At 40.2% G+C, this 4,137-nt stretch carries 8 protein-coding genes and 1 pseudogene; 2 read left to right on the forward strand and 7 right to left on the reverse strand.

What is annotated here, in order from left to right; genetic code table 11:
• On the reverse strand, positions 1-389 hold a 389-nt coding region (locus H1X92_RS10485; RefSeq protein WP_180560090.1), incomplete at its 3' end, for a lysozyme.
• Positions 349-570 carry a phage holin family protein gene (locus H1X92_RS10490; RefSeq protein ID WP_180560102.1) on the reverse strand — a complete coding sequence of 74 codons (222 nt, stop codon included), beginning with the start codon at positions 568-570 and terminating at the stop codon, positions 349-351. The genes H1X92_RS10485 and H1X92_RS10490, both read right to left, overlap by 41 nt.
• A 126-nt stretch (positions 571-696) precedes the next feature.
• Between H1X92_RS10490 and H1X92_RS10495 the strand changes: the two genes are divergently transcribed.
• Entirely contained in the window at positions 697-918 is a 222-nt protein-coding gene (locus H1X92_RS10495; RefSeq protein ID WP_180560103.1) for a hypothetical protein, read from the forward strand.
• Here H1X92_RS10495 and H1X92_RS10500 read toward each other — a convergent pair.
• Complete coding sequence (locus H1X92_RS10500; protein ID WP_180560104.1) at positions 890-1,135, reverse strand: hypothetical protein; 246 nt, start codon at positions 1,133-1,135, stop codon at positions 890-892. The genes H1X92_RS10495 and H1X92_RS10500 overlap by 29 nt on opposite strands.
• A gap of 341 nt (positions 1,136-1,476) precedes the next feature.
• Between H1X92_RS10500 and H1X92_RS10505 the strand changes: the two genes are divergently transcribed.
• Positions 1,477-1,740: a hypothetical protein gene (locus H1X92_RS10505; RefSeq protein WP_180560094.1), complete on the forward strand. Its 264-nt coding sequence runs from the start codon at positions 1,477-1,479 to the stop codon at positions 1,738-1,740.
• Positions 1,741-1,994: 254 nt separating this feature from the next.
• On the opposite strand, the gene H1X92_RS10510 is transcribed toward H1X92_RS10505, so the two are convergent.
• From H1X92_RS10510 to H1X92_RS10525, 4 genes and pseudogenes are all read right to left on the reverse strand, one after another.
• Positions 1,995-2,762: a BRO-N domain-containing protein gene (locus H1X92_RS10510; protein ID WP_180560105.1), complete on the reverse strand. Its 768-nt coding sequence runs from the start codon at positions 2,760-2,762 to the stop codon at positions 1,995-1,997.
• Positions 2,763-3,006: 244 nt separating this feature from the next.
• Positions 3,007-3,354, reverse strand: a complete 348-nt coding sequence (locus H1X92_RS10515; RefSeq protein ID WP_135677634.1) for an antiterminator Q family protein — start codon at positions 3,352-3,354, stop codon at positions 3,007-3,009.
• Positions 3,355-3,421: 67 nt separating this feature from the next.
• Positions 3,422-3,895: a hypothetical protein gene (locus H1X92_RS10520; RefSeq protein ID WP_180560106.1), complete on the reverse strand. Its 474-nt coding sequence runs from the start codon at positions 3,893-3,895 to the stop codon at positions 3,422-3,424.
• A 9-nt stretch (positions 3,896-3,904) separates the two neighbouring features.
• Positions 3,905-4,137 (reverse strand): annotated as a pseudogene (locus H1X92_RS10525) (hypothetical protein); the annotation flags it as partial.

Here is a 4,137-nt window from a genome sequence, read left to right on the forward strand (position 1 = left end):
CAGCGTTTCATTTCTTCACAAGCGCCTTTTCGGTCATCAGCGTTGAGCTTTTTGAGTAATGTCGATTTGGCAAAATTTCCCACACCCACGTTGTAAGAAAATGAATAAAGCGCTGCTTGAGTCAGTGTGTTGATATTGACCTTGACCAGCGGGTCAACATACCGTTTAACCACCTTCAAATCGTCATCAAGCCACTTATCACAATCTTCTTGTGTGTAAGTCCGGTTACGGTGAATATCGTTACCTGTGTGACCGTAACAAACAGAAAGCACACCGCCACCATCGAAATAGGGCTTAAGTCTCAGCCCTTCGAAATGGGTTATCATGCTTGACGCTAAAAGCAATGCACTACCGCCTGTTGCCATCAATATTTTTTTCGGTATTTTCATATTGACGCTCCTTAAGTTTGTACTCCTTTTTGCGGTAGTACACGTTGATTAAAAATGTCCCTATCGTGCAGACAATACCGATTACTGCCACCCACTGCTCAAGGGTAAAGAAACCTAGAACAGTCGTCATGATGCCCCAAAGGTAGGCGGTAGGTGTTGAGTATTTTTCAGACATACGCATATGCCCTCCTATTGAGGGTTCCATTGCTTTGAATAAATGTTAATTTGATTAAATTAAGCTAAGATTGCGATACAGCTAATTGATGAATTAGCTGATACTTAAATTAATAAACTAGAGAATGAAAAAATGATTGAGAAAAAATTTTACCCATTTAAATTTAACATGAATAAATCTATTCCAGAACCCATTGTACACGAGCTTGTAGCTATTAAGCAAGTTTTATTGGCGATAATTGCAACTGACTATGAGAAAAGACAAGTTGTGTTAGATGGGCTGTCAGAGATTAACTCACCAATAATGAAAGACGTAGTTAAAAATATTAAGCTGATTGACGCAAATCAGCTTTAATACACATCCCCGCATCGACACTGTGTTGATAATTGACTTTACAATTTGTTTTAAAATTGGATGTAGCCTTTTTTACTCGGGTTAAATCTAAAACGTTTTGAACAATAGCATTAACACCATGTTCTGATTTAGTACAGCAGTTCACCTTATTCATCTCTGTGAACTGTTTTTCCAATTCAGCTATTCTACTTTCTAATACTTCTATACGTTCGTCCATACTTTAACCTCATGTTTAACAATTAAACAGGAAGACAGCCGCCTTACTTGTTTAAGCTATTTGAACTGACAGTTTTGCGGTGGCGAAAACGAAAAGCCCCACCATCAACAAGGGGTGAAAATTCGTAAGTCGATCTTTTCGTTGATCTTTTTTTGCTCAAGAATATAATAACGACATATAGTATATATTTTGAATACTAAATACTATATATAGGAATCCCTGATAGCGACAACTATCAGGGACAGAAGATAAAACGACAAGGTTTTACATGTGATCACGCATTTAGTTTATTTCACTTGGTGATCTGTGTAAAGCCCTGTTTATATACAGGACTGATTTTAATGAATAAGAATATTTGTCAAAAGCCTCATCGCTACAACCATTTATTTACATCTCTTTCTAATAATCAAGGTCAAAATAGTCGTCACAAATGTGCGGGATGCGCCTATGAATTAGGTCGTCACCATGCGCTTACTGGAGCGCAAAAAGCTTATGACGACTCAGTTTTAACTCAAATTTCAGATAGTCAAGCTGGCGCTCTTCGTCATAAAGATGCTTTTGAGTCATATAATCACGGCTATCAATCCGTTTTCAAAATAGCATAAAAAGTAAAACCCCACGCTTTCACATGGGGCTATGCACTACTGCCTTATTTACCTATATGTACCATACGAGCTTACAAAAAGTAGTGCGTTGATAAGATATTATTATTTGGTTAATGAAGCAACAAAAAACCCCGCAAAAAGCGAGGTTCTAATATATGTTTAAGCGCTAACTCAATAGCTTTACGCTACTATAGCATATAATACTGTACGGATGTACGGACAGTCAAGTATTTTACTGAGGATTTGATCAGTATTTAACGCCGCTGTAAAAATTGCTGTATCTCTGCTTGTTGCCAGCGTGCTAATGTATCGGTCAAAACAAAGGTATGCTCCTGATTACTCTCTTTAAGTAATTGTTTCATCTCAGCTAAAACCTTCTCTGCGTCCTCACGTTTGCGTAGTACTCGCCTTACGGCCTGTTTCTCCGCTTCATAGATCGCTTCTTTAACGCCATTGGTGAAGTTATAAATCTTTTCGCATTCTTTTGCTATTATCGGTATCTGGTTAACTTCAAAGTTTTGTGGTGACTCTACGCCTGTTGCATGACGTAAAGCATACCAGATGCCTTGTGTCCATGAACGCTCAAATCGGAAGCCGTTGGCCATCGTCCAAATTAAACGAGAAAGATGTGAGGTGTCATCTGCGGTTAATAATTCTCTGGCTTCTGGAGAATATTGCGGGTGCTCATACTTACCCGTTTTGCGGATCGATGGAAGGACTTCATTTGTTACCCATTTACGAAATCGCCAAGGTAAAGTCCCCTGCTTAACAGCATCACGACACCGTAATACTAGAGTGTAAAGACCAGACTCGTTGATGATATTAGCATCACCTTGACGCCCTAAGTTAAACTTAGACCGTTCATCTTCATCTAATGATTTCAATGACATAGAGGGATTACTTAATTGAAGAACATTGCAAATATCTTCTGCGATAAACCACGGTTCACCATTGCTGATGATTGTACGAATGTCTTGATCTTCAAATTTAAATTCAACAGATTTAATAGCTATAGTAGCCATGATTAAACTCCTTGCGAATTTTAGTTACGTCTGCCAGTCAGTAGCTGGTAGCCGGGCGTCAACTAGAGCTTCACAAGACGCTCCGGGCATATTCCCCTTTCGGGTGTTTTATTACGCCTCTCCACCCGGCCTTCGGATGTGCTTACGCCGTTTTATAGGCATAAAAAAGCCGCAGGGCTATCGGGTGCGGATGACCGCTTGTGAATTCTAGTGCGGTCAGCATACGATAGTCTATACGGTGTTGTCAATTTGTTGCTTTAAGGAGTGTGTGAACTGTGCCCGCTATGTAGGATTCAGCCCTACCCATGTAAGCCGTGATATAATCAGGTCTTTTCTTCCAGTTTTTAGCTATCATTCGGCATGAAATATGATGCTGATAATGTAAGCAAATAATGTTATATCCATCGATGTCATATTTCTTTAATCCTGCTACGGCCTTATCAACTATTTCGCCTTCCTCATCACTTAGCCAAGGTCTGTCATCATCGAATTTAATAGGAGCAATGGTAGACATACCTTTGTACTCGGTTCCAATGCGGCTCATGCTCCAGTTTCCCCATGCTTCCAGTAAATCTTTTACGTGCCTACTCATCTCCCCTCCGGCAAAAATATGAATTGAGGCATGGTATCAATGCCCTGCGTTGAATAGTAATGGTGTTTTAAAGTGTGTGGGCTTTTTCTTCGCCCATTCGAAAGGTAATGCCGGCCTGATACCAATCCGGCAAGAAAAACTCAATGCGCCCTAAAAAACCTTTAAGTCGCATCGTTTTCATTCTTTTTAGCTCACTTTTCATTTGACGGTAGATTTCATCCATTTCACCCACCTTGAGCCTTACAGGGGTATTTGCTAGCATCGCTATTTTGGCAATGGTCATCTCACCGTAGGTAATTTCTGCATGCGCGGTAAACTCGTAAGGGTCTTCGCCTAATTTACGATGACAGCCTTGACAGTGCGAAAAACTATTTAAGGGGTGATAACGGGTGGCTTTATGTCGTCTTGATTTGAAGTGTGAGCAGTGCAGCTTAGCGCGTTCATGCTGAAAATGTCGTCCGCAATAATCACATATCCAGTTCGTTCTTTCGCGAACTAATTCAGAGAACACGGCATCGTATTTATCCCTTTTTAGTGCCATTTAATTTTCCTATGCCTGTTTTAATTTCATATACTCCGAACTTTCCGGTATCGTCACAAAACAACGTATGCCAATCGCCCAACATTCCACTTTTTGCATAAAGACATGCATTTCCCCCGTATCAAGTTTTGATGTCCTCCTGAGCGTTCTGACGCGCTCTGGCTGCTGTGTGGTCACATCGATACGCTCTACAACTTCATAACCTAAGAATGTATGTTTCAACATTTCTTTCACCTGCTCTG

This window comes from Arsenophonus endosymbiont of Apis mellifera, assembly GCF_903968575.1.
GTDB lineage: Bacteria > Pseudomonadota > Gammaproteobacteria > Enterobacterales > Enterobacteriaceae > Arsenophonus > Arsenophonus apicola.

Coding starts and splice junctions, on each gene's coding strand:
- H1X92_RS10490 (WP_180560102.1), bottom strand. CDS start 570: ATGCGTATGTCTGAAAAATACTCAACACCTACCGCCTACCTTTGGGGC.
- H1X92_RS10495 (WP_180560103.1), top strand. CDS start 697: ATGATTGAGAAAAAATTTTACCCATTTAAATTTAACATGAATAAATCT.
- H1X92_RS10500 (WP_180560104.1), bottom strand. CDS start 1,135: ATGGACGAACGTATAGAAGTATTAGAAAGTAGAATAGCTGAATTGGAA.
- H1X92_RS10505 (WP_180560094.1), top strand. CDS start 1,477: ATGAATAAGAATATTTGTCAAAAGCCTCATCGCTACAACCATTTATTT.
- H1X92_RS10510 (WP_180560105.1), bottom strand. CDS start 2,762: ATGGCTACTATAGCTATTAAATCTGTTGAATTTAAATTTGAAGATCAA.
- H1X92_RS10515 (WP_135677634.1), bottom strand. CDS start 3,354: ATGAGTAGGCACGTAAAAGATTTACTGGAAGCATGGGGAAACTGGAGC.
- H1X92_RS10520 (WP_180560106.1), bottom strand. CDS start 3,895: ATGGCACTAAAAAGGGATAAATACGATGCCGTGTTCTCTGAATTAGTT.